We start from the raw sequence: 23,873 nt of genomic DNA, 5'->3' as shown, positions 1-23,873 counted from the left end.
AATAACGAATGGAAACTGAGCCTAACGTGACCACCGATATGCCCTCTGATCTTACCGATAATCAACGCTTGGCTAAGCTTAATGAAACCATAAGCAACGTTATGCTGCGTGATGCCCAGCGCCTTGAGCGGCGCGTAGCAGGGCTGGCGCGTCGCCTGCGCGACAACAAGCCGATTGGTCACGGTTTGCACGAGGTGCAGCGCGATATTCACCGGGCACAGCAAGTGTTTAACCAGCGCGAGGCGTTGAAGGTGACCTTTAACTATCCGGCTGAGTTGCCGGTGGTTGAGCGTCGGGAAGATATTTTAAATGCCCTTCGTGACCATCAGGTGGTGGTAGTGGCGGGGGAGACCGGGTCGGGCAAAACGACTCAGCTCCCCAAAATGTGCCTGGAGTTAGGCCGTGGACGTAAAGGACTTATTGGCCATACACAGCCACGGCGTTTAGCGGCGCGCAGTGTTGCCGGGCGGCTGGCCGAAGAGCTTGAGGTGTCGCTTGGCGAGCAGGTGGGCTATCAGGTACGTTTTACGGATCAAAGCAGCCCCACCACGCTAGTGAAGCTAATGACCGATGGTATCTTGCTGGCTGAAACCCAGCACGATCCCTTGCTGCTGCGCTACGACACCATCATTATTGATGAAGCTCATGAGCGCAGCCTGAACATCGATTTTCTGCTGGGCTATTTAAAAAGGTTGTTGCCTAAACGTCCTGACCTTAAAGTGATTATTACCTCGGCAACCATTGATGTTGATCGTTTTGCCGCGCATTTCGGTACGCCTAAAGCACCCGCACCCGTCGTTGAGGTATCAGGACGTACGTATCCGGTCGACGTGCATTATCGCCCTTTGGTGCGTGATGAAGAAGATGAAGAGGATCGCACCTTACAAGAAGGGATTTTGCACGCCGTTCTCGAAATCGAAGCCATCGAGCGCGAAAAAGGCTGGCTACATGGCCCCCGGGATGTTCTGGTATTTTTGCCGGGCGAGCGAGAAATTCGTGAAACAGCCGATACGTTACGCCGGGCTGATTTGCAAGGGACGGAAATTCTGCCGCTGTACGCACGTCTCTCCAATGAGGAGCAGAACCGGGTTTTTTCTGCCCACCGTGGAAGGCGCATTGTGTTGGCCACTAACGTTGCGGAAACCTCGTTGACGGTGCCCGGCATTCGCTATGTGGTGGACCCGGGGCTTGTCCGGATTAGCCGCTACAGCTATCGGGCAAAAATTCAGCGCCTGCCGATTGAGCCGGTAAGCCAGGCCAGTGCCAATCAGCGCAAGGGGCGCTGCGGTAGGGTGGCAGAAGGGGTGTGTATTCGTCTTTACGACGAAGAGGACTTCGTCTCGCGTCCAGCCTTTACCGATCCTGAAATTCAGCGGACCAATTTAGCCTCGGTCATTCTGTCGATGCTGGCGCTAAAACTGGGTGATATTGAGGCGTTTCCCTTTGTAGACCCACCGGACAGCCGCTTTGTAAAAGATGGTTTTCGGCTACTGTTTGAGCTGGGCGCGGTCAACGAAAAACATCACCTGAGCGAGTTGGGGCGAAAGTTAGCGAAACTGCCCATCGACCCGCGCTTGGCACGGATGGTGTTAGCAGGTGCGGAGCGCGGTAGCCTGCGTGATGTTCTGGTGGTGGTGTCCGCGCTTGCCATTCAGGACCCGCGAGACCGTCCGGCCGATAAACGCCAAGCTGCCGATCAGGCGCACCAGCGTTGGCACGACCCGGATTCGGATTTTGTCGCGCTGCTCAACTTGTGGCATGGCATTGAGAATGCCCGCGAAGCATTATCCGGCAATCAGCTGCGCCGCTGGTGTCGCGAGCACTATATTAATTATCTGCGCATGCGTGAATGGCACGATACGTTCCGCCAACTTAGGCAGTTGCTGCGCGATATGCAGATTGATGTTCCTGCGCCGCTACCGCGCAATGACGAGGAGAGCGAAGAGCAAGCGCGTCAGGCCAGACGCAAGACATCAGGTAAGTTACACCAGGCGCTTCTTTCAGGCCTTTTGTCTAACCTGGGCACGGTAGTGGAAAATCGCGAGTACCTGGGCGCACGTAATCGTAAATTCATGATTCACCCCGGCTCGGGGCTCGCCAAAAAATCGCCCAAATGGCTAATGGCATTTGAGCTGATTGAAACCACAAAACTGTATGCACGCACCGTTGCCAAGATCGATCCCCAGTGGATCGAACCGCAGGCTCAGCACTTGGTGAAACGCAGCTATAGCGAACCTCATTGGGAACAAAAGCGCGCGCAGGTCGTTGCTTTTGAGCAAGTAACGCTGTTTGGCCTGCCTATTGTCGCGCGTCGGCGTGTGCACTATGGGCCGATTGCCCCCAAAGAATCGCGCGAGCTGTTTATCCGCCGTGCGCTGGTGGAAGGCGAGTTTACGACTCAGGGCGCGTTTTTTGCTCATAACCGCGCACTCATTGACGAAGTGGAGGCGCTTGAAGACCGCGCCCGCCGCCGTGATATTCTGGTCGATGAAAAGGCGTTGTTTGCGTTTTACGACGCGCGTATTCCAGACGACATTGTCAATGGTAAAGGCTTCGAGCACTGGCGCAAGCAGGCTGAACGCCAGACGCCTGCGCTGTTGAATTTTGATCTAGATGCGCTGAAAGCGCGTGACGCCGCCGATGTCACCCAAGCGCAGTACCCTGACCATTTAACACTTGCCGGGGTGGCTTATCCGGTGAGTTATCACTTTGATCCTAACGCAGACGATGATGGCGTTACATTGACCGTACCAGCCGCCATGCTGCCTCAATTGCCTGTGCACGCATTAGAGTGGTTGGTGCCTGGGCTTTTAAGAGAAAAGTGCATTGCGCTTTTAAAGTCGCTGCCTAAAAGCATTCGCCGCCAGGTGGTACCCATTCCTGATTGGGTCGATGCAGCGCTGGAAACCCTGGTGCCCGATCAGCGCCCGCTCACAGAAGCATTGGGCGAATTTATACGTCGACGTACCGCAACGCGTGTTCATCCGGATGACTGGCGGCTGGATTTACTCGATGCCCACCTGATTATGAACATTCGAGTCGTCAATCATGCTGGAGAGCTGCTGGGCCAAGGGCGTGATGTCAGAGCGCTGGAGCAGCGCTTTGAAGCGGCGGCCAGTGCCGGTGCCCAAGCGTTGGCCGAGCAGGCAAACCAGGCGCCTACGCTTGACGGCCTGCCTGAGGAGCCATTGCCTGATTCGCGTGTGACTACGCAGGCGGGCATTCGTGTCGAGGCCTACCCGGCGTTGGTGGCTGAAGCCAGTGAGTTTAAGGTCGCGCTTTTTGATCATCCGGCAAAGGCATTGGCGGCGCATCAAGAGGGCGTTGCCCGGCTGGCAATTGCCAAACAGCCTGACCAGGTAAAAGCGATTAAGCGCCTACCCGGTGTTGAAAAATGCGCGCTGCTGTTTGCCAAAGTGGGTAGCAAGCAAGCGTTGCTGGATGACCTGATGTTAGCCGTCTTTACTCAAGTTGTTGCCCAGCACCCTTTGCCGCGCTCATCGGCCGAATTGAGCGCTCGCCTAGACGCTACCAAAGCAGAATTGGTTGATTACGCGACTTCCCTGCTTGAAGAGGTCGAGGCGGCGCTAAAAGGTCACTTGGCAGTGAGTAAAGTGCTTAAAGGCAAGCTCAATTTTGCGCTTGCCCTAGTGTATAACGATATCAGCGTACAGATGCAGCGGCTGGTCTACCCGGGGTTCATTCGTGATGCAGGCCAATGGCTGACAGAGTATCCTCGTTACACCGAAGCCGCGCTCATCCGCCTTGAAAAAGCTGCACGTGAGCGCGGGCGTGACCAGATGCTGATGCATGACGTTCAGGCCCTTGAAACTCGCTTTGATGCGCGGCGTAAAAGCGAGCGTCGGGGGCGTGTTGAAGATCCCGAGTTGGTGGAATTTGGCTGGTGGATACAGGAGCTTCGCGTTTCCCTTTTTGCTCAGCAGTTGGGAACGCTGATGCCTGTATCGGCAAAGCGCCTTGAAAAGCGTTGGCAAGAAATAATTAGCGTTTAAAAGATGACTGGTAAACCCTGCAAATAACGCACACAGTAATATTAAGCGCGAGCCTTGGGCCTGAGTCTAAACAGCAAGTAATAGGGGCAAAAGCCGCTTAGAGGAGATAGGCATGACAAACGTGGTGATAACCGGGACAGGGCTTTATACACCGGAACACGCCATTGATAATGCGGCGCTGGTGGCTGCATTTAATACGTGGGTGGATAACGAAAATGCGTGTCATGCGGATGCGATTGCACGGGGTGAGCGTGAGCCGCTAGCCCACTCCAGCAGTGAGTTCATCGAAAAAGCCTCTGGTATTAAAAGTCGTTACGTATTGGATGCTTCAGGTATTTTAGATCCTGAGCGGATGTGTCCTCGGCTGCCATTACGTCAAAATGACGAGCCCTCTATTCAGTGTGACATGGCCGTCTCTGCCGCACGCCAAGCGCTGGAAAAGGCCCAGGTAGCACCTGGTGACATCGAACTGGTGATTGTGGCTTGCTCCAATATGGAGCGTGCCTATCCTGCGTTAGCGGTAGAAGTGCAGCAGATGCTGGGTGCCAAGGGTTATGGATTTGATATGAACGTGGCTTGCAGCTCTGCTACGTTCGCCCTTGAATCGGCCGCTAATGCTATTGCGTCCGGCAGTATTAAGCGCGCCCTGGTAGTGAACCCGGAAATCTGTTCGGCACATTTAAACTTTCGAGACCGTGACAGCCACTTTATTTTCGGCGATGCTTGCACCGCTGTGGTCCTGGAAAACAGTGTCGATGCAGTGGCCGATGAGCGCTTTGAAATTATAGGTACGCGGCTTGTTACCCGGTTTTCCAATGCCATTCGCAATAATGCCGGCTTTTTAAACCGTGTGACGGACAGTGATCCGTTAGCAATTGATAAGCTCTTTGTGCAAGAAGGGCGGCGAGTTTTCAAAGAAGTGTGTCCCATGGTAGCCCAGTTGATTACAGATCACTTGACCTCGTTGGAGCTATCGGGAAGTGATCTCAAAAAAATGTGGCTGCATCAGGCTAACCGCCATATGAACGATCTTATCGCTCGCAGGGTATTGGGTTTTGAGCCCAGTGAGGCGCAAGCGCCCATCATTTTAGACCGCTATGCAAACACAAGCTCCGCTGGTTCCATTATTGCCTTTCATTTACATCATGAGGATATGGTGGAGGGCGACATTGGTGTGATTTGCTCCTTTGGAGCAGGCTACAGCGCAGGGTGCGTCGTAGTTCGACGTCAGTAACAGTACGACGTCAGTGACAGTACGTTAGTTTTTGAAGAGGAATAACCATGCTGCGGTTGTTAGCCAGGCAAGCCACCACTTTTTCACTGCGTAACGCAGCCCTACCAGCTGTGCTGCTTATCACCATGGCGGCTAGCGGTTGTGCCAGCACGCAAATGGCTCAAGATGCGAATCCGGATGATCCGTGGGAGGGCTTTAATCGCCGCGTTTTTGCCTTTAACGATGTCGTTGATCAGTATACGTTGAAGCCGGTAGCCCAAGGGTATCGCACGATTACGCCGAGCCCTGTACAAACCGGTGTCAGCAACTTTTTCTCCAACCTTGGAGAAATTCGTACGGCCATAAATAGTCTTCTTCAAGGAAAACCGGCGAACGCTGGGTTGGCAACATCCCGTTTTTTGATCAACACAACGGTGGGTATCGGTGGGTTGCTTGATTACGCGACGTTGATGGAGATTAACGCAAGCGACGAGGATTTCGGGCAAACGCTGGCGGCCTGGGGGTGGGATGACTCACGCTACCTTGTCTTGCCGTTTTTGGGGCCCAGTACGTTACGTGATGCTACGGGTCGGCCTGCTGATATCATGACCTACCCCATCGTTTACGTGGATGATAACACCACCGAGCTTGTATTAAGCGCGCTCAATATTATTGACCGACGCGCCGCGTTACTTGATCGGGAAAACTTGATTAGTGGTGATCGCTACAGCTTTGTGCGCGACGCTTATTTGCAGAGCCGCCAGTTTGAAATTAGTGACGGCGAGTTAGGCGATGACCCGTTTGCAATGGATGATTTTGACTTTAACGACAGCGATTTCAATGACAGTGATTTCGACGACAGCGATGCTAGTGACGACGATTTCGCCGATTGAGGCTTGATATGGATCATTCCAGGCAACTGGTTGCGGTAATTGACGCGCCCGGTCCGGAGCGCGATGCGCTGGCAGAAGCCATCACGTGTGACGGTATGGGCGTATATGCTGCAGATAATATCGACTATCTTCCAGCAGAAACCGCTTTGATTGTTGCGCATGCGCACTCGGTGCCTCAGCAGCAGTGGTCGCAGTTGACGCGTCGCTTACCCACGTTGGTGGTAAGCGACTCACGTCAGGATGCGGACCTGATCAAGGCGATTGACATAGGGTTGGTGGACTATATCGTTCATCCTCTACGCCATGCTGAACTGCTGCGACGAATGATTCGTAAGGCTATTGAGCTCAATGAGTTAGCCATTGAGCGAGACCGTGATAGAGAAAGACTCGCTGAATTAAACGAGAGCCTGGAGACACATCTGGCGCTGCTGCGCATGGACCAGCAAAGTGGGGGGCATATTCAGCGTCGGTTATTGCCTGCTCACCCCAAGGTGGTGAACGGCGTTTACTATGATTATTGGTTTGCGCCCTCGCTTTATCTATCCGGCGACTTTCTGGATTATCAGCGTTACAACGACCGTTACAGTGCGTTTTATTTTGCAGACGTTTCTGGGCACGGCGCATCCTCGGCGTTTGTGACCGTGCTGTTAAAGTATTTATGCAACCGTTGGCTGAATGAGTGGGACGGCCAAAAGCCCGAGTGCTTGGCGCCGGACTGGTTGGCCGCTATGAATCGAGAGTTGCAGGGGACCGATATCGGTAAACATGCAACATTGTTTGTAGGCGTTATTGACCATCACTCTCATACTCTTCACTATTCGCTCGGTGCACAGCTGCCGATGCCTTTTTTGGTTGCGGGCGGTAAGCTCTCTCGGCTCGAAGGAGAGGGGATGCCAGTAGGCCTTTTCCCCGATATAGAGTATCCTTCGCTGAGCTGTGCCTTGCCGGCCGAATTTCGATTATGGCTGTGTTCAGATGGTGTATTGGAATGCTTGCCGGGTAAAACGCTCGACACGCGGCTCAAGGAGCTTGAGCAATTAGTAAGCGAAAGTGTCACGCTTGAGCAGTTGCGCGAACGGCTAGCCAAAACAAGTGTCCTGCTGGCAGCAGGGGAGACGGGTGAGGCGAACCAGGAACGCGGTGCTTTACCCGATGATCTAACAATCATGATGGTGAGCGGATTTGGTCATGCTGATTGATGAAGGCCGTATTAAAGCGGCGTTCGAGTCCGGTGTTTTTGTCTTAAAACTCTGTGGCGATGTGCGGTTAACGCTTTGTGCCACGCTGGATACCCAGGCACAACATCTGGCTGAAACGCCTGGGTTACGTGCGGTAATAATTGACTTGCGTGAAGCGACCAATGTCGATTCAACGGCATTGGGTTTTCTTGCAAAGGTGGCGATGGCTGTAAAAGGGCGCTTGGCCCACCCGCCTACTATCATTGCGGATAATCCTGATGTTCGTAAAATGCTCGATGTTATGGGCTTTGCGCGTTTTTTTACATTGATGGAGGCGCCGCTTCAACAGCCGCCAGCGCTTAGCGATGCGCTTGTTGAGCTGCCTGAAGAGCCTGCGGATGAAGATGGGCTGCGCGAGCGAATTCTTGAAGCGCATCGTATTTTAATGCACATGAATGAGCATAATCGCGAGCAGTTCCAGCCGTTGGTTGAGATGTTGGAAGCGCAGAATACAGAACCCCACCATTAAAAAAGCCTCCCTGATAAAGAAAGGGAGGCTCCGACGACTGACAACCCCCCACTTTTGTGGGGGGTTGTCGTTTAAGCGTGGCGCAATTTAATAACTTATGACTTTCGCAGTGTGCCGAGCAATGTTTCCAGCTCACGCTGGTCGGCCATAAATTTGCGAATACCTTCCGCTAGTTTATCAGACGCCATTTCATCTTCATTCATGGCCCAGCGGAAATCGCTTTGCGTTAATGGCTCGTCCGCTGAGCTACTCGCGCCCATCGGCGTTAGCTGGCGAGTTAGATCGCCCTGCTGTTCATCCAACTCGGTAAGCAACTTGGGCGAAATGGTCAGACGGTCGCAGCCTGCCAGAGATATAATCTCGCCGATATTACGAAAGCTTGCGCCCATTACGATGGTGGCGTAGTTATGGCCCTTGTAGTAGCTGTAAATCTGTTTGACAGACTGTACGCCTGGGTCATTGTTACCGTTAAAATCGGCTTCAGGCTGACGAGATTTATGCCAATCGAGGATGCGCCCGACAAACGGCGAAATCAAAGTGACGCCTGCATCGGCACATGCTTGAGCCTGAGCAAAACCAAATAGCAGCGTGAGGTTGGTACGGATGCCTTCACGCTCAAGCTGCTGCGCTGCCTGAATACCCTCCCAAGTGGAGGCCATCTTGATTAGTATGCGCTCAGGACCCACGCCCTTTTGGGCGTACCGCTCGATCAATGAATGCGCGCGCGCAATAGTGGCATCACGGTCAAATGAAAGCCGAGCACTTACTTCGGTGGATACGTAGCCGGGCACCAGTTCACTAATTTCACTGCCAATCTCGACAGCCACGCGGTCAACCGCATCATCAATGTCCTTACTTTCCTTGGCAATAGCGGCCAAGTGGGCGCGGCGCTGCTCTTGCTGAGCGGCTTGTAGGATGAGCGAAGGGTTCGTCGTTGCATCTTGTGGCGCAAAACGTCGGATGGCTTCAAGGTCGCCGGTATCGGCGACTACCGAGGTCATTTCTTTAAGCTGTGTTAGCAGGCTAGTGGCCATTCATTACTCCTTGCGTCGTTAGTCCTTTACTGTAGCAAGGCAGGCGCTCGCTGAATATTATCCGATGTGGGGGTATTGGATAAGTCAGGTGTTGGCGGAGAGGCTTGCCAAATAAAATCATCGCTGGATATCTCTCCGATTTTAAAGCGTGCGGCTTGTTCACGCATCCTTTCAGCTGCGGCTTCAAGCGACATTGCATCCTGGGCGGTGGTTTCAACCTGCTTGGTATTGGCCCGATTCACCTGGGTCTGTTCGTGCAGTGTTGAATTCAGATGTTCAATGTGGCGGTGCTGCTCATTAGCCGCATCAGCGATTTGAAGCATGATGCTATTGGCTTGTTCGGTCGTTTCAACAATCGCGTTCATGCCGTGGCTGGCCTTGTTGGATAAGGTATGGCCACGCTCAATACTGTTGCCTGATGCGACAAGCAAGGTTTGGATTTGGCGCGCAGCTTCAGCGCTGCGTGAGGCTAGTTGGCGTACTTCGCCCGCCACTACGGCAAAGCCTCGGCCTTGTTCGCCAGCGCGAGCGGCCTCTACAGAGGCGTTTAACGCAAGAATATTGGTTTGAAAAGCGATGGAATCAATAACGTTAACAATCTCATCGACTTCTTTTGAGCGTGCGTGAATCTCCTCCATGGTGGTCAGGAAGTTGGTCATTATCTGGCTACCGTCTTGGGTTTGTGATGCCGCCGTAGACGTTAGCTGGGTTGCATCGGCGGCAAAACCAGCGGTGGTGGCAACGTTCTCTGTCAGCTCATCCAGGTTAGCTGCGGTCGTTTCGTGGGATGCGTTTTGCTGGCGCGTTCGGATAGCAAGGTCTTCATTGCCTAGCGCCAGGCGTTGAGCGCTATCGAAAATATGGCGGCTATTACTATGAAGCTCTGACACGGTTTCAATGAGTGCACGCTGCATATTATCCAGCTCTTGGTAGAGCTGGCCTATTTCATTATTGCCTTGAGCCGGGACCTTAACGCTTAAATCACCCTCGGCCATTGTACGAAAGTGTGCGACCAAGCGGTTAATAGGTAATAGAACATGACGCTGTCCAATCCAGGCCATTAAACCTAGCAGTGCCAAGGCAATAGCAATGCCTCCTGACAGCAATTGACCAATCAACTGACCGCGGCGTTGAGCGTTAGTCATTAGCTCTGTACCCTGACGGTCAGCCAGTTGATAAAAGCTACGTGCCTCTTCGGTTAGGGCTTGGCTATGTGCTAACGCATCAAGCGTCAATTGCCGGTAGCCGCCGCGGTCACCTGTCTGAACGGCGTTTAATTGTTCATTCATCGTGCCAATAAGCGCTGTTGCCTGCTGCTCTATAGCGTCTCGAAGTGTCGGGTGAGGTGTTTCAGCGGTTGCTTCCAAAAACGTTGCCAGTGCTACTGCCATTTCAGAGAGCTCATTTTCGACCGCTTGAAGTGCCTCTGTCGGGTCTCCTAGCGAGGGGCGCAATTGGCGTTCAAGCGCTCTGTCCAAACGGTGCAACCCCTCAAGGCCCGCTATATGAAGCCGGTTTAGCGATGACGACTGTTGAACATTAACCTGTTCAAGAAGCGCTAAATCGTTCTGGCTCTGCTGCATCATTTTCCATGTCAGTAGGGCAAACATGAGCACACACAGTGCGACAAGCAGTAAGGCGGATAGGCTTAGCCAGCGTAGTGGGATATTTTTCAGCGCTCTAAAATTCATAGTGCTTCCATGAGTTGGTCTTGGAAAAGGCTTATGAATCCTAGGCTAAGCAGTTTATGTTTCAGTTTTTCGGGGCTGCGGTGCTTAATTTTCATCACCGCGTTACTATTAGCGGCCTATCGATTGCTGCCGTGCTTGATGGTGGCTAATTAATTCAGGGAGTCCTATGGAACTTAACCCACGACGGGTTGCTTTGCTGGTTGCTGCCAACACAGCGCTTGCCCCTTTTGCGATTGACGCCTATTTACCTGCGATTGGTGTGTTAGCGGAATCCGTTAATGCCAGCATTCATCACGCGGAGCTTTCGATTAGTGTGTTCCTGTTTGGTTTTGCCATTGGCCAACTTGTCTTTGGACCGCTTTCTGACCGGATAGGACGCAAGCCGGTACTCATGGGTGGTTTAGTCGTATTTATGCTGGCAAGCCTGATGATTACCACGGCTGATAGCCTCAACTCGCTTTTGTTTTGGCGATTTATCCAGGCGCTGGGTGGCGGAGCCTGCGTGGTTAACTCTGCCGCCATTGTACGCGACTGCTTTAGCGGCCGAGAGGCTGCCAAAGTGATGTCGACCATGGCCATGATCATGATGTTGGCTCCCCTGGTGGCACCGGCGGTGGGGAGTATGCTGCTGCATGTGGCAGGCTGGTGGCTGATTTTTGTTTTTCTTGCGGCATATGCCGGTTTTTTGCTTTGGCTGCTGGGGACGCGGTTACCCGAAACCCGTGATATGACACTGCCTGCAGCGTCGCCTCGTCAGGTGCTCGGCAATTATGTAAGCGTGCTGCGGCATAAAGAAGGCATGGGGTATATCTGTGCAGTGGCCGCCTCTTTTGCCGGTCTTTTCGCCTTTGTAACAGCATCGCCCTTTGTCTATCTTGATTATTTTGGTCTCTCTCCGGGGATGTATCCGCTGATTTTCGGGGTTAACGTCGTTGTTATTGCGCTCTCCAACCGCGTTAATATTTATATGCTGCGTCAACGCACACCCCAACAAAACCTGCGCTTGGGGTTAATGATCCAGATGATCGCGGGCTTGGGCTTGGTGATCGTTACAGCGCTGGATATGGTCACTCTATATACCGTTGTGCCTCTGGTGATGGTATTTACTGGCATGATTGGCTTGATCACTCCGAATGCCATCTCGTCACTGCTGGATCACTTTGGGCATATCAGTGCGACCGCAACGGCGTTGCTGGGTGGCATCCAGTTTAGCTGTGGCGCGCTTGCCGGGGTGTTGGTCGGGGCGTTTGAAGTCGCCCACCTGTGGCCCATGGTATTGACCATGCTGGGGGCGTCATTGTTGGGCAATATTGGCGTGCGGATGCTAACCGCCAATTCAGAACAAAGTCGCTAGTCGTTTTATCCTGTCGTAGTGTTCTCATTTGCTATACGACGTTTTGCGTATTTAACGATTTAGAGATTGTCATATTTCTGCAATGATACGTGTGCAAACTCTCCTTTGTGAAAGGCCAGAAGGCCAACTCTTCCGGTAAGCATCAGCTGGCCGGATATCAAACCAGAGGGGAACACGACGTGAAAAAGCATACGCTAAGTGTTGCAGTAGTAGCCGGTCTAGCGGTAGGTGTTTCAAGCGCTGCCATGGCTCGCGACACAATCCAAATTGCGGGCTCTTCTACTGTACTGCCGTTTGCAGGTATCGTGGCTGAAGAGTTTGGTAATACGTATTCTCAGTTTAATACGCCGGTAGTTGGTTCTGGTGGTTCAAGTGGCGGCCTTCGTCAGTTCTGCCAGGGCGTTGGTGAAAACACCATCGATATCGCTAACGCTTCTCGCTCAATTCGTAGCGGTGAGGTTGAGAGCTGTGCCGAAAACGGTGTTAACGAAATTATTGAAATCCAATTCGGCTACGACGGCATTGTATTTGCCTCGCGCCTTGATCGTGGCGAGTTTGCACTAACGCCTGAGCATGTTTTCAAAGCGGCGGCTGCTCAACTGCCGCAAAACGGCGAACTGGTTGATAACCCCTACACCCGCTGGTCTGAAATCGACAGCAACCTGCCTGACCAGGAAATCGTACTGGTTATCCCGGCTTCCAACCACGGTACGCGTGAAGTCTTTGAAGAGAAAGTCGTTCACCCGGGTTGTGACACTGTTGCTGAAGTAGAAGGCGATGCTTGCATCAACCTGCGTGGCGATGGCCGTATCGTTGAAATTGCCGGCGATTACACCGAAACACTGGCACGTCTGGATGCTCAGGAAGATGCAGTAGGTGTCTTCGGTCTTAGCTTCTACGATCAAAACCGTGACCGCTTGCAAGTGGCGACCGTTGATGGTGTAACGCCTAGCCTGGAAACGATTGGTTCTGGTGAGTATCCGGTTTCTCGTCCGCTGTTCTTCTACGTGAAAGGCGAGCACATTGACGTGATTCCTGGCCTGGCGGAATACACGGAGTTCTTCCTGAACGAAATGACCTCTGGCTATGGCAGCCCGCTGGAAGACGCTGGTCTGATCCCGATGGATGAGAGCGAGCGTAGCCAAGTGCTTGAGCAGTTCGAATCCCGTACGGTCGTAAGCGTCGACTAAGTGCGGCACTGCTTCAGATTCGGTGTACCTTATTAAGTTTGTTTTTGCGCCAGCATCATGCAGTTGATGCTGGCGCTTAAACGTAGCAAGTCAAAGGCGGAAAGATAATGAGCAACTTTGCCTTGATAGCCACGCTGTTGGTGTTGATGGCCTTGGCATACCATTTAGGCTTGACGCGCAGCCGTGCGGTTGCGGCAACTCAAGATGTACGAATGCATTCGCGGCCGGGCTATTACGGTACGCTTGTGGCGCTTTGGTGCGGCTTGCCTGCACTCGCTATATTTTTGTTATGGTCATTTTTAGCCCCTCAGTTAATCGACATGCTGGTTATTCAGCAGTTGCCTACTGACATGGTTGCCAGTATGAGCGACCGTGAAATGCAAACGTTTCTGGATCGTGTAACTGCCTTGGCAAACGAACGTGGCGTAGCGGGTGGTGGTAGTCCTGAAGAGTGGGCCGCTGCGGCACATATGGCAAGGCTCCAAACGTTTGAAAATTTTAGCCTGGTGGCATTAGTCGCCGTGCTATCTGTGGCGGGCCTGGTCATTGCACGGCGGCGTATCACGCCCCAGTGGCGCGCCCGTAACCAGGTTGAACGGGTTATTATGTTTGCGCTAGCCGCAAGCTCGGCTGTCGCTATATTTACAACGATTGGCATTGTGCTCTCCATGCTGGGCGAGGCAATGAAGTTCTTTAGTTTTATTAGTCCCGTCGACTTCTTTTTTGGCACTACCTGGAACCCTCGATTTAGCACCTCTGGTACCTCTGACCAAGGGGAGTTTGGTTTATTACCCCTCCTCTGGGGCACCATAATGGTCAGTGGCATTGCACTGTTGGTAGCGATTCCTGTTGGGTTAATGACCGCAATCTACATGGCAGAGTACGCGCCGCCCTGGTTGCGCAATGTGGCCAAGCCGGTGATTGAGATTTTGGCGGGTATCCCGACCATTGTTTATGGCTTTTTCGCGCTGATGGTTGTGGGCCCCTTTCTCTCCGCTTTTGGTGATCTGATTGGCATTAATATTCGCACAACCAGCGCGATAACAGCGGGCCTGGTCATGGGGATCATGATCATTCCTTTTGTCTCCTCGCTGTCTGACGACATTATTACCCAAGTGCCTAAGTCGCTGAGGGATGGTGCATTAGGTTTGGGCGCCACCAAGTCAGAAACGATTCGACAGGTGGTATTGCCCGCCGCGCTTCCCGGCATTGTGGGGGCTTTTTTGCTGGCAGCTAGCCGCGCGATTGGGGAAACCATGATTGTGGTATTGGCCGCTGGTAATAACCCTGTACTGCATGCCAACCCTTTCGAGGCGGTATCGACTATTACCGTAACGATTGTTAACCAATTGACCGGGGATATGGATTTTGCAAGCCCCCAGTCCCTGGTTGCGTTTGCCCTCGGTCTTACCCTGTTTGTGATCACCTTAGGCCTAAACGTCATCGCACTGGTTGTCGTGCGTAAATATCGCCAGCAATACGAGTAAGTGACTATGTCCATAACGATTGAGCAGCGCCGGCAACACCGGCTGATGACGATAGAAAAGTCGCTGGCGAAACGGCATCGTAAAGAAAACAGCTTTCGGCGGATGGGACTTGCCGCCGTTATTACCGGTATGGTGCTGGTCGCCATCCTGTTTATCAGCATACTGATGCGTGGTGTGCCAGCGTTTTGGCAAGCCACCATGTACATGGATGTGTATTTCGACCCTGAGATTATCCAGCTTGAGCCCAAGCCTGAACGCGCTAGTGGCGAGAGCCAGTTTGAGTTTGAAGAGCGTTTTTTACAGTGGGAAACACAAGCAGGGCTGGTCAATTGGCAATCCTTAATTGATAACGCTCTGGAAGAGGCGTTGGGGGTAGAGGTAGAGGGGCCGCAGTTACGTGATCTGCGTGCGCTTGTCACCTCTGGCGAGCGCTATGCGTTGCGTGATCGGTTTGTTGAAGATCCTTCGCTGTTGGGGCAAACCGTCGAACTCAAGATGCTGGCGAGTGCGAACGTGGATGTCTGGATCAAAGGCAATATTGATCGTGATTTGCCTGATGCACGCCAACAGCTAAGTGCTCAAACGCGTGCCTGGGCTGACCAGCTTGAAGCGTCTGGTGTCATTCGTAACGCGTTTAGTACCTCGTTATTTTTAAATACTGACTCACGCAGCTCTTTGGCATCAGCGGGCCTGGCCGGTGCCTTTATGGGGTCGCTGTTTATGATGATCATCGTCATCGCGCTGTCTGTGCCGTTAGGGGTATCAAGCGCTATTTATCTGGAAGAGTTTGCGCCCAAGAATCGCTTAACCGATCTAATTGAAATCAATATCAATAACCTGGCAGCGGTTCCTTCCATTGTGTTTGGTTTGCTGGGCGCATCTATCTTTATTGGCTATTTAAGATTGCCTATTTCAGCGCCGCTGGTAGGGGGGCTGGTGCTTACGTTGATGACGTTACCGACCATTATTATCGCTACGCGGGCATCGTTACGCTCCATTCCGCCCTCTATTCGTCAAGCGGCGTTGGGGATTGGGGCATCGCGAGTGCAGACGGTATTTCACCACGTATTGCCCTTGGCGCTTCCCGGTATTTTGACAGGCTCTATTTTGGGTGTTGCTCAAGCATTGGGGGAAACAGCGCCCTTGCTTCTGATCGGTATGAACGCGTTTGTCGCGAGTGTGCCAGCAACACCGTTGGATCAATCAACCGCGCTGCCAGTACAGATTTATCTATGGCAAGGCAATGAGCTGCGTAATTTCTTCGAAGCACGCACGTCTGCGGCCATCATTGTATTGCTGGGACTAATGTTAAGCTTGAATGCATTGGCGATTTGGTTGCGTAAAAAATTCGAGACGAGGTGGTAAGTGAATACTTCAACAGAGCCGATGACAACAACTCCCATGGTTAGCGTCGGGGGCGGTGAAAGCCGCACCAGCAAGGCGAAAGACAAGGTCAAAATGAGTGCCGAAGCCGTTAAGGTGTTTTACGGTGACTCTCAGGCAATTAACGGTATTGACCTGGATATCTACGAAAACGAAGTGCTAGCCTTTATTGGGCCTTCCGGTTGCGGTAAATCGACATTTTTACGCTGCTTAAACCGCATGAATGACACCATCGATATCTGTCGTGTTGAAGGCAAGATTACATTAGATCAAAACGATATTTATGCGGCTAACCGTGATGTAGTATTGCTGCGCGCTCAAGTGGGGATTGTGTTCCAAAAGCCGAACCCCTTCCCGAAATCCATCTACGAAAATATTGCATATGGGCCGCGCTTGCACGGCTTGGCTCGGCGTAAGGCCGAGCTTGACGATATTGTAGAAAGCAGCCTGCGCCGCGCAGGGCTTTGGGAAGAGGTAAAAGACCGTCTTGATCAGCCAGGTACCGGGTTGTCAGGTGGTCAGCAGCAGCGTTTGTGTATTGCACGAACGGTAGCGGTAAGCCCGGATGTCATTTTGATGGATGAGCCGTGCTCTGCACTTGACCCGATTGCCACGGCTAAAGTGGAGCAGCTGATTGATGAGTTAAGTGAGAGCTATACCATCGTCATGGTTACTCACAATATGCAGCAGGCTGCTCGAGTGGCAGACCGCACTGCGTTCTTCCATATGGGCGACCTGGTCGAAGTGGATAGCACTGATCAGATATTCACTAATCCCCAGGACCAGCGTACTCACGACTACATTACCGGGCGGTTTGGATAAGCAACAACTTCCTGGCGTGAGTGGTAGGAAAGCGCGGGGCTAACGCTGTAAGGCGTTGGCCCCGCGTCGTTTATGTTAGTCGATAAGCTCAACGGCAACCGCTGTGGCCTCGCCGCCACCAATACACAGGCTGGCAATGCCACGTTTGCCGCCTTGAGTACGTAGGGCATGAATAAGCGTGGCAATGATGCGTGAACCGGTAGAGCCAACCGGGTGCCCTTGGGCGCAGGCGCCACCAAAAATATTGACCTTGCTGTGAGGTAAGCCCAGATCGTCCATTGCCATTAGCGTCACCACGGCAAAGGCTTCGTTAATCTCAAATAAATCGACGTCGCCGACGCTCCAGCCAAGCTTTTTCATCAGGCTTTCTATGGCGCCTACCGGGGCAATCGTAAACTCGCTGGGGTGGCGAGCGTGGGTTGCATGCCCCAGCATTCTGGCTAATGGCTTCACGCCGTGGCGTTCGGCTGCTTCTGCGCTTGCCACGATAAGCGCTGAAGCGCCATCGGAGATAGAGCTGGCATTTGCTGCGGTGATGGTGCCATCTTTAGAAAAGGCTGGTCGCATGTGGCGAATTTTGTCGAGTTTGGCTTGAAACGGTTGTTCATCATGTTCAATAAGCGTGTCGCCTTGGCGCGTAGATACGGTGACGGGCGCCATTTCAGCATCCAGTTGCCCACCGTTGGAAGCAGCGATAGCGCGCTCGAGCGAGGCAATGGCAAAATCATCCAAACGCTCCCGCGTGTAGCCTCGCCGTGAAGCGATATCCTGAGCGAAAACGCCCATTAATGTGCCCGTTTCAGCATCCTCAAGGCCATCCAGAAACATGTGGTCTTTGAGTTCGCCGTGGCCTAACCGATAACCGCCGCGGGCTTTGGTCAGCACGTAGGGGGCGTTGGACATGGACTCCATGCCCCCCGCCAGTAGAATTTGCCCGCTACCCGCTTTAATCACGTCGTGGGCGAGCATGGCGGCCTTCATGCCCGAACCGCATAGCTTGTTAATCGTCATTGCGCCGCACGCATCTGGTATGCCGGCCTGACGCATGGCTTGGCGAGCGGGGCCTTGTTTGACACCCCCCGGAAGCACGCAGCCCATAATGCCTTCATCAATGGCATCGGGCTCAATGCCCGCGCGTTGAACCGCTGCACGAATAGCAACCGCGCCCAGTCCAGGGGCGCTCATGCTCGATAAGTTGCCCATCATGCCTCCCATGGGGGTGCGTGCAGCGGATAGAAATACGATATCGGTTGCAGTATTCATTAGCTAACTCCTTAGGATTTATTGTGATTATTCTGCTGGGCGGTAAGCGATGCGTTGACCCGTTGGCGGGGCTGTGGTTTTCTCGTAGATAACCAAGCAAGCGCTAGTGTGAGTGAAATGAATGTAATAAATGCATCTGTGCGCCGCAAGGAATTGACGCGTTTAGCGGCTCAGCTCTTTGTCCAAGAGGGCTTTGATCGTACCACTGTACGTATGCTGGCGCAGGAAATGGGGATCAAGTCCGGCAGCCTGTTTCATCACTTCAAGGATAAACAGGAAATCCTTGCTGCGGTGATCGAGGAAGGAATGCAGAATGCGCTAATGATTGCTCGTCAATCGATTGAGCGCTGCTCGTCTGACCCTGAAGCGCGGCTGCGGGCGATGGCACGTGCTCATCTGGAAACGCTGTTTACCGACCGCAATTCTCATGTAGTGGCCCTGTTTGAATGGCGGCGCCTGGACCCTGCCGCTAGCGCACACTTAAGCCATTTGCGCGATGCATATGAGGCTTTGTGGGTGCAGGTTATAGACGATGCTTTGGAAGCGAAGCTTATCCGTGGGGATCGCTTTCTGGTTTCGCGATTTATATTGGGTGCCTTGAACTGGACCGTGCGCTGGTATGACCCTGGTGGCCCACGTACGCCAGATGACCTTGCGGATGAGTTGGTGGCGATGATCATGGCGCGCTAAGCGCTATTTTTTAAGCAACCAGCCAGCGTCCTCAATGCTTTTTTCTAGCAGTAGTAAATAGGCACTTTCTGCCAGCGACTCGTCTGTGTATTTCCTCGACCAACGTATAACCCTTTAACGCGGTAGATAGCTTGCGCTTCCTGCGGATTGCTTTTAGCGTTGAGGTTATCTGTGGGGTTCCGTTAACGTAAACTGAAAGCAATGTACGCATGACTTAAAACGTTACCCCGTCTGTTGCAAGACTGCTCATTACCAACAACATAAGAGAGCCATCATGACAGCGACACCACTCCCCGATTATTCGGGTTATCTTGAGCATTTCTCAATCGGCCAGATGGTTGCCCGTCTGGATGATCATCAGGACGGCCAGCTCAATGCTTTTGAAGCGTGCTGTGGACGCCATGTGCGAGCGGGGTGCGGAGAAGTGCTGGCGCTGATTCATGAGGATGCCCAAGGTGTAACGCACACCCTGACGTATGCCGAGCTGGACGAACAGAGTGGCAAACTGGCGGGTTGGTTGGTAGCGCAAGGCCTAAAAGAGGGAGACCGCATTGCCTGCATGCTGCCTCGGTCAGAGGCGTTGCTGATAGCTGTGCTTGCTACCTGGCGGATAGGAGGCGTATATCAGCCGCTATTTACAGCCTTTGGGCCTGATGCAGTGGATTACCGTTTGGGCCGGGCAGATACCAAACTGGTGATCACCGATCACGCCAACCGCGATAAATTTGACGGCTTGAGTCAGTGCCCGTCAATACTGACGGTGGGAGGGGCGAGCCGCGAACATCCAAATGATCTGGATTGGCAGGCTGCCTTGGCGCACGTGTCAATGACGGCCCAGCCGCCTCGCCTTGATCCTACCCAGCCTTTTTTGCAAATGTTCACCTCGGGTACCGTGGGCAAGCCCAAGGGTGTGGCCGTACCGCTTTCGGCAATGACCGCCTTTGCGCTGTATATGGAACTTGCCGTTGACCTGCGTGATGATGACTGCTTCTGGAATATGGCGGACCCTGGGTGGGCGTATGGCCTTTACTACGCCATTACCGGACCGCTGCTGTTAGGTGTGACCACGCATTTCTGCGAAGCCGGGTTTAGTGCCGAAGGGGCGCTTGACTTTATGAAACGTCACCGGATCACCAATTTTGCGGCAGCCCCCACGGCCTATCGTTTAATGAAGGCGTCAGGGTTGTTCGATGATGCCTATCAAACGTTATCGCTGCGCGCTGCCAGCTCGGCAGGCGAGCCGTTAAATACTGAAGTGGTCAACTGGGTCGAAAAATCGCTTGGCTGTTCAGTGATGGACCACTACGGGCAAACCGAAACGGGCATGACCTGCAACAATCATCATACCCTTGATCACCCCAAGCATGTAGGTGGCATGGGCGTACCTTTGCCGGGCTATCGGCTGGCCATTCTGGATGCAGAGTATAATGAGTTGCCAGCGGGAGAGCCGGGCGTACTGGCCGTGGATATTGAGCATTCGCCGGCGCATTTTTTCCAAGGGTATACGTGGCAAGAGAAAAATCCCTTTGTGAAAGGCTATTATCTGACCGGCGATGTAGTGATCTGTAATGAGGATGGTTCGTTCCAGTTTGCAGGCCGTGATGATGACATCATTACCACCGCTGGCTACCGGGTAGGACCTACCGATGTGGAGAATAGCGTCATGATGCATCCTGCCGTGGCGGAATCTGCGGCGGTCGGGCAGCCTGATGAAATTCGCGGCGAGGTGATCAAGTCCTATATTGTGCTTCGCGAAGGGTACGAGCCAAGCAATGAGCTGGCTGAGGCGATTCGCCAGCAGGTGCGTGAACGTCTATCTGCCCATGCGTTCCCTCGGGTCATTGAATTCGTCGAGGAGCTGCCTAAAACGCCTAGCGGCAAGATCCAACGCTTCAAGCTACGTGCGCAAGCGGTTGAACAAACCGGCCATAACAATTAATCAATCCAGGGAGAGCCATTATGCAGATAAAGGAGAGCACGTTTTTAATTACCGGGGCGGCGTCTGGGTTGGGCGCAGCAACGGCTGAGCGGTTGGTGGCTGCTGGCGCCAAGGTGGTGCTGTGTGATGTAAGCGACAGTATTCGCCGTCATGCTGCCCAACTAGGAGAGCGCGCAAAAGCCTGTACGGCCGATATTACCTCTTCAGAGCAGATGCAGCAGGCGTTCGAGGTCGCTGCCAAATTGAGCGAAGAAAAAGGGCTCGCGGGTGTTATTCACTGTGCTGGCGTGATTAGCGTGGCCAAGCTAGTGGATCGGGAGGGTAATCCGGCTGACCTAGATGCCTATGCCAAAACAATCCATATCAATCTGGTAGGCACCTTCAACGTCATGCGCTTAGCAGCGGCGGCCATGGCAAAAAACACGCCCAATCAGGATGGCGAGCGTGGCGTGATTATTAACACGGCATCTATTGCCGCCTTCGATGGCCAGGTGGGGCAGTGCGCTTACAGCGCCTCTAAAGCAGGCGTAGTGGGGATGAGTTTGCCTGCCGCTAGAGAGCTTTCTCGGCATGCTATTCGTGTCATGGCGATTGCGCCGGGCGTGTTTGAAACGCCGATGATGGGCGACATACCTGATGAAGCCGCCCAAGCGCTTGCCGCCTCCGTTCCTTTTCCAAAGCGGCTAGGCAGGGCGGAGGAGTTTGCCCAGCTAGCCGAGCATATCATTGTTAATTCCATGCTTAATGGTGAGGTGATTCGGTTGGACGGTGGTATTCGGATGCAGTGAAAGCGCATCCGTTGCTTAGACATCAACTCGCCAGCAATTCGGCTGGCGAGTTTTTTGCGTTTAGCCGATCAATTCTCAATGCTTCGACCAAAGGACTAGCGTTAATGTGGCTTTAATTCAAACGCTCGCTTGACTCGCTTTGCGGTGCGCGCTAGCTTTCAAACATGTGTTTGAAAGCTGTTTTTTTGAAATCCAGCGCTGCTTTCAATTCCCCGTTTAGGAGAAGTGCTATGCCAAGTTATCAGGCCCCTCTGCGTGATATGCGTTTCGTCATGGACGAAATGCTTGATTATCCTGCTCACTACGCTGCATTGCCAGAAGGTGATGACGCTTCACCCGACGTAGTGGCCGCCATTCTGGAAGAGGGCGCGCGCTTTTCTCGTGATGTTCTCCTGCCAATTAATCAAAGCGGCGATGAAGAGGGTTGTGTGCTAGAGGGAGGTGAGGTGAAAGCGCCTCAAGGCTTCAAGGAGGCGTACCAGCAGTACGTAGAAGGCGGTTGGCCAAGTCTGGCGGCTGATCCCGAGCACGGTGGGCAAGGGTTGCCGCCTTCGCTTGCTATGGTGCTTTCGGAAATGATCTGCGCGACCAATTTAGCTTGGGGTATGTATCCAGGGCTTTCTCATGGTGCCGCTGACGCGCTGCGCCATCATGGCACCGACGAGCAGAAAGCGACGTATCTTACCAAGCTGGTGGAAGGCGTTTGGACGGGCACCATGTGCTTAACAGAGCCTCACTGTGGTACCGATCTCGGGTTAATCAAGACTCGCGCCGTGCCAGCTGCTGGAGAGGCTTATACCATTACCGGCACCAAGATATTTATCTCCGCTGGTGAGCATGACTTGGCCGAAAACATTGTCCATCTGGTGCTCGCCAAATTGCCTGATGCGCCAGAAGGGTCAAAAGGTATTTCACTCTTTGTCGTGCCTAAGTTTTTACCTGATGCAGATGGCAATCCCGGTGAGCGCAATGGGGTAACCTGCGGCTCCCTGGAACATAAAATGGGCATTCATGGTAACGCGACGTGCGTTATGAACTTTGATGGTGCCACTGGTTATCTGGTTGGGCCGCCTAATAAAGGGCTGGTGTGCATGTTTACCATGATGAATGCTGCGCGCCTTGGCGTGGGTATCCAAGGGCTTGGTCTCATTGAAGCCAGTTTTCAAAATTCGTTGAGTTACGCCCGTGACCGCCTACAGATGCGTGGTTTGTCAGGCAAGCAGGCGCCCGAAAAACCTGCCGACCCGATTATCGTTCATCCGGATGTGCGCCGGATGCTGCTAACGCAAAAAGCGTTTGCCGAAGGTGGGCGCATGCTGGTGCTTTACGCTGCCCAGTTGCTGGACACCGTTGAGCTTGGTCAGCCTGGTGAAGAAAAAGAGCGTGCTGAAACCTTGCTGGGACTGCTTACGCCGATCGTTAAAGCGTTTCTAACGGAAGTTGGTTTTGAGAGTACTAATGAAGGCGTACAAATTTTTGGTGGTCACGGCTTTATTAAAGAGTGGGGAATGGAGCAGTTAGTGCGTGATGCACGTATTACGCGGCTCTATGAAGGTACTACCGGCATTCAGGCGCTTGACCTGCTGGGGCGAAAAGTGCTGATGAGCCAAGGGGAGTCGCTTAAGGTCTTTACCAAAGAGGTTCATAAATTCTGTAAAGCCGAGGCTGATAACCCTGCGCTTAAAGAGTTTGTTACGCCGCTGTCTAAGCTCAACGCAGAGTGGGGTGAGCTGACGATGGGGGTTGGCATGAAAGCGATGCAGGATCGTGAGGAAGTTGGGGCGGCAAGTGTCGACTACCTGATGTATTCCGGCTATGTCGCGCTTGCTTATCTGTTTGCGCGAGCGGCTAAACAAGCATCTGTTGCGCTTGAAGGTGATGATAAGGCGTTTTATGCCGCCAAGCTTAATACTGCGCGATTCTACTATCAGCGGCTACTGCCGCGTACGAAAGCGCATGCGCAGATGATCCAGGCCGGTGCTGGCAGCTTAATGGCTATCTCCAGCGAAGATTTTGGTCTGGGCTTTGAGATCTAGCATGTAGTGTGTGCAGGCACGCTTTGGTTATTCGCCAAACGTTTTTATCAGTACTGTGTTCGGTGGTTTGCGGCAGTCTCTTGTTATGGAGCATATCCATCAAGCAGGCCTGCCGCTTTTTTATAGGGCGCTGGATCTTTTTAAAGATAGTGCTTGCCAAACGTCCGACGAATCCGTAAAGTACGCATCCGCTGCCGGGGACGCCCAGCGTTGCCAGCGGTGAAGAAGGTGAAAACCTTCGGTTTGTCAGGAAGTTAGCGAGGTTTAAGTCGCTTGCTTCATCCGCTGAAAACAGCGGTTGACAAATATCAGGAAATGCGTAGAATACGCCTTCCTCGCTGAGGCAGGCGGCTCCGGTCATCGAGTCGAA

18 protein-coding genes are annotated in these 23,873 nt (G+C 53.1%); 14 read left to right on the top strand and 4 right to left on the bottom strand.

Features of this window, described 5'->3' with window-relative positions; all coding sequences use genetic code 11:
* The first annotated feature begins 8 nt into the window (after positions 1–8).
* The 5 genes from hrpA to FKN99_RS06085 all read left to right on the top strand — a co-directional run bounded on the left by hrpA (position 9) and on the right by FKN99_RS06085 (position 7,826).
* Positions 9–4,013 (top strand): ATP-dependent RNA helicase HrpA, encoded by a 4,005-nt coding sequence (gene hrpA / locus FKN99_RS06105; RefSeq protein ID WP_172117060.1) that lies wholly within the window; start codon positions 9–11, stop codon positions 4,011–4,013.
* Between the two features lie 112 nt (positions 4,014–4,125).
* Positions 4,126–5,247 carry a beta-ketoacyl-ACP synthase III gene (locus tag FKN99_RS06100; RefSeq protein WP_172117059.1) on the top strand — a complete coding sequence of 374 codons (1,122 nt, stop codon included), beginning with the start codon at positions 4,126–4,128 and terminating at the stop codon, positions 5,245–5,247.
* A gap of 47 nt (positions 5,248–5,294) precedes the next feature.
* Positions 5,295–6,119 carry an MlaA family lipoprotein gene (locus tag FKN99_RS06095; protein WP_172117058.1) on the top strand — a complete coding sequence of 275 codons (825 nt, stop codon included), beginning with the start codon at positions 5,295–5,297 and terminating at the stop codon, positions 6,117–6,119.
* Between the two features lie 8 nt (positions 6,120–6,127).
* Complete coding sequence (locus FKN99_RS06090; protein ID WP_172117057.1) at positions 6,128–7,318, top strand: PP2C family protein-serine/threonine phosphatase; 1,191 nt, start codon at positions 6,128–6,130, stop codon at positions 7,316–7,318.
* Complete coding sequence (locus FKN99_RS06085; RefSeq protein ID WP_172117056.1) at positions 7,308–7,826, top strand: STAS domain-containing protein; 519 nt, start codon at positions 7,308–7,310, stop codon at positions 7,824–7,826. The genes FKN99_RS06090 and FKN99_RS06085 overlap by 11 nt, the downstream gene beginning before the upstream one ends.
* A gap of 95 nt (positions 7,827–7,921) precedes the next feature.
* Here the strand turns inward: FKN99_RS06085 and tal are convergent, their stop codons facing one another.
* Together tal and FKN99_RS06075 are read right to left on the bottom strand one after the other, a co-directional pair.
* Positions 7,922–8,860, bottom strand: a complete 939-nt coding sequence (tal, locus tag FKN99_RS06080) for a transaldolase (protein ID WP_172117055.1) — start codon at positions 8,858–8,860, stop codon at positions 7,922–7,924.
* A 26-nt stretch (positions 8,861–8,886) separates the two neighbouring features.
* Positions 8,887–10,551, bottom strand: a complete 1,665-nt coding sequence (locus FKN99_RS06075) for a methyl-accepting chemotaxis protein (RefSeq protein ID WP_172117054.1) — start codon at positions 10,549–10,551, stop codon at positions 8,887–8,889.
* A 166-nt stretch (positions 10,552–10,717) separates the two neighbouring features.
* Between FKN99_RS06075 and FKN99_RS06070 the strand changes: the two genes are divergently transcribed.
* From FKN99_RS06070 to pstB, 5 genes are all read left to right on the top strand, one after another.
* Positions 10,718–11,905, top strand: coding sequence for a multidrug effflux MFS transporter (locus FKN99_RS06070; RefSeq protein ID WP_172117053.1), 1,188 nt, complete (start codon positions 10,718–10,720; stop codon positions 11,903–11,905).
* Between the two features lie 179 nt (positions 11,906–12,084).
* Positions 12,085–13,095: a substrate-binding domain-containing protein gene (locus FKN99_RS06065; RefSeq protein ID WP_172117052.1), complete on the top strand. Its 1,011-nt coding sequence runs from the start codon at positions 12,085–12,087 to the stop codon at positions 13,093–13,095.
* Between the two features lie 107 nt (positions 13,096–13,202).
* Positions 13,203–14,582: a phosphate ABC transporter permease subunit PstC gene (gene pstC / locus FKN99_RS06060; RefSeq protein ID WP_172117051.1), complete on the top strand. Its 1,380-nt coding sequence runs from the start codon at positions 13,203–13,205 to the stop codon at positions 14,580–14,582.
* A gap of 6 nt (positions 14,583–14,588) precedes the next feature.
* Positions 14,589–15,947: a phosphate ABC transporter permease PstA gene (pstA, locus tag FKN99_RS06055; protein ID WP_172117050.1), complete on the top strand. Its 1,359-nt coding sequence runs from the start codon at positions 14,589–14,591 to the stop codon at positions 15,945–15,947.
* A gap of 36 nt (positions 15,948–15,983) precedes the next feature.
* A complete protein-coding gene (pstB, locus tag FKN99_RS06050; RefSeq protein WP_172117307.1) occupies positions 15,984–16,787 on the top strand; it encodes a phosphate ABC transporter ATP-binding protein PstB in 804 nt (267 codons plus the stop codon).
* A 75-nt stretch (positions 16,788–16,862) separates the two neighbouring features.
* On the opposite strand, the gene FKN99_RS06045 is transcribed toward pstB, so the two are convergent.
* Positions 16,863–18,050, bottom strand: coding sequence for an acetyl-CoA C-acyltransferase (locus FKN99_RS06045; RefSeq protein ID WP_172117049.1), 1,188 nt, complete (start codon positions 18,048–18,050; stop codon positions 16,863–16,865).
* Between the two features lie 117 nt (positions 18,051–18,167).
* On the opposite strand from FKN99_RS06045, the gene FKN99_RS06040 reads away from it, so the two are divergent.
* The 4 genes from FKN99_RS06040 (at position 18,168) to FKN99_RS06025 (ending at position 23,503) form a co-directional block, all read left to right on the top strand.
* Complete coding sequence (locus FKN99_RS06040) at positions 18,168–18,740, top strand: TetR/AcrR family transcriptional regulator (protein WP_172117048.1); 573 nt, start codon at positions 18,168–18,170, stop codon at positions 18,738–18,740.
* Between the two features lie 274 nt (positions 18,741–19,014).
* Positions 19,015–20,679 carry an AMP-binding protein gene (locus FKN99_RS06035; protein ID WP_172117047.1) on the top strand — a complete coding sequence of 555 codons (1,665 nt, stop codon included), beginning with the start codon at positions 19,015–19,017 and terminating at the stop codon, positions 20,677–20,679.
* Between the two features lie 20 nt (positions 20,680–20,699).
* Positions 20,700–21,467: an SDR family NAD(P)-dependent oxidoreductase gene (locus tag FKN99_RS06030; protein WP_172117046.1), complete on the top strand. Its 768-nt coding sequence runs from the start codon at positions 20,700–20,702 to the stop codon at positions 21,465–21,467.
* 230 nt (positions 21,468–21,697) lie between these two features.
* Positions 21,698–23,503: an acyl-CoA dehydrogenase C-terminal domain-containing protein gene (locus FKN99_RS06025; RefSeq protein ID WP_172117045.1), complete on the top strand. Its 1,806-nt coding sequence runs from the start codon at positions 21,698–21,700 to the stop codon at positions 23,501–23,503.
* On the opposite strand, the gene FKN99_RS17765 is transcribed toward FKN99_RS06025, so the two are convergent.
* On the bottom strand, positions 23,463–23,873 hold a 411-nt coding region (locus FKN99_RS17765; protein WP_216657998.1), incomplete at its 5' end, for a hypothetical protein. The genes FKN99_RS06025 and FKN99_RS17765 overlap by 41 nt on opposite strands.

Origin of the sequence: Halomonas hibernica (genome assembly GCF_013183775.1) — a bacterium.
GTDB classification, from domain to species: Bacteria; Pseudomonadota; Gammaproteobacteria; order Pseudomonadales; family Halomonadaceae; genus Vreelandella; species Vreelandella citrativorans.
The sequence above is the reverse complement of the archived record's forward strand: the minus strand, read 5'-3'. Positions and strand labels throughout refer to the sequence as shown.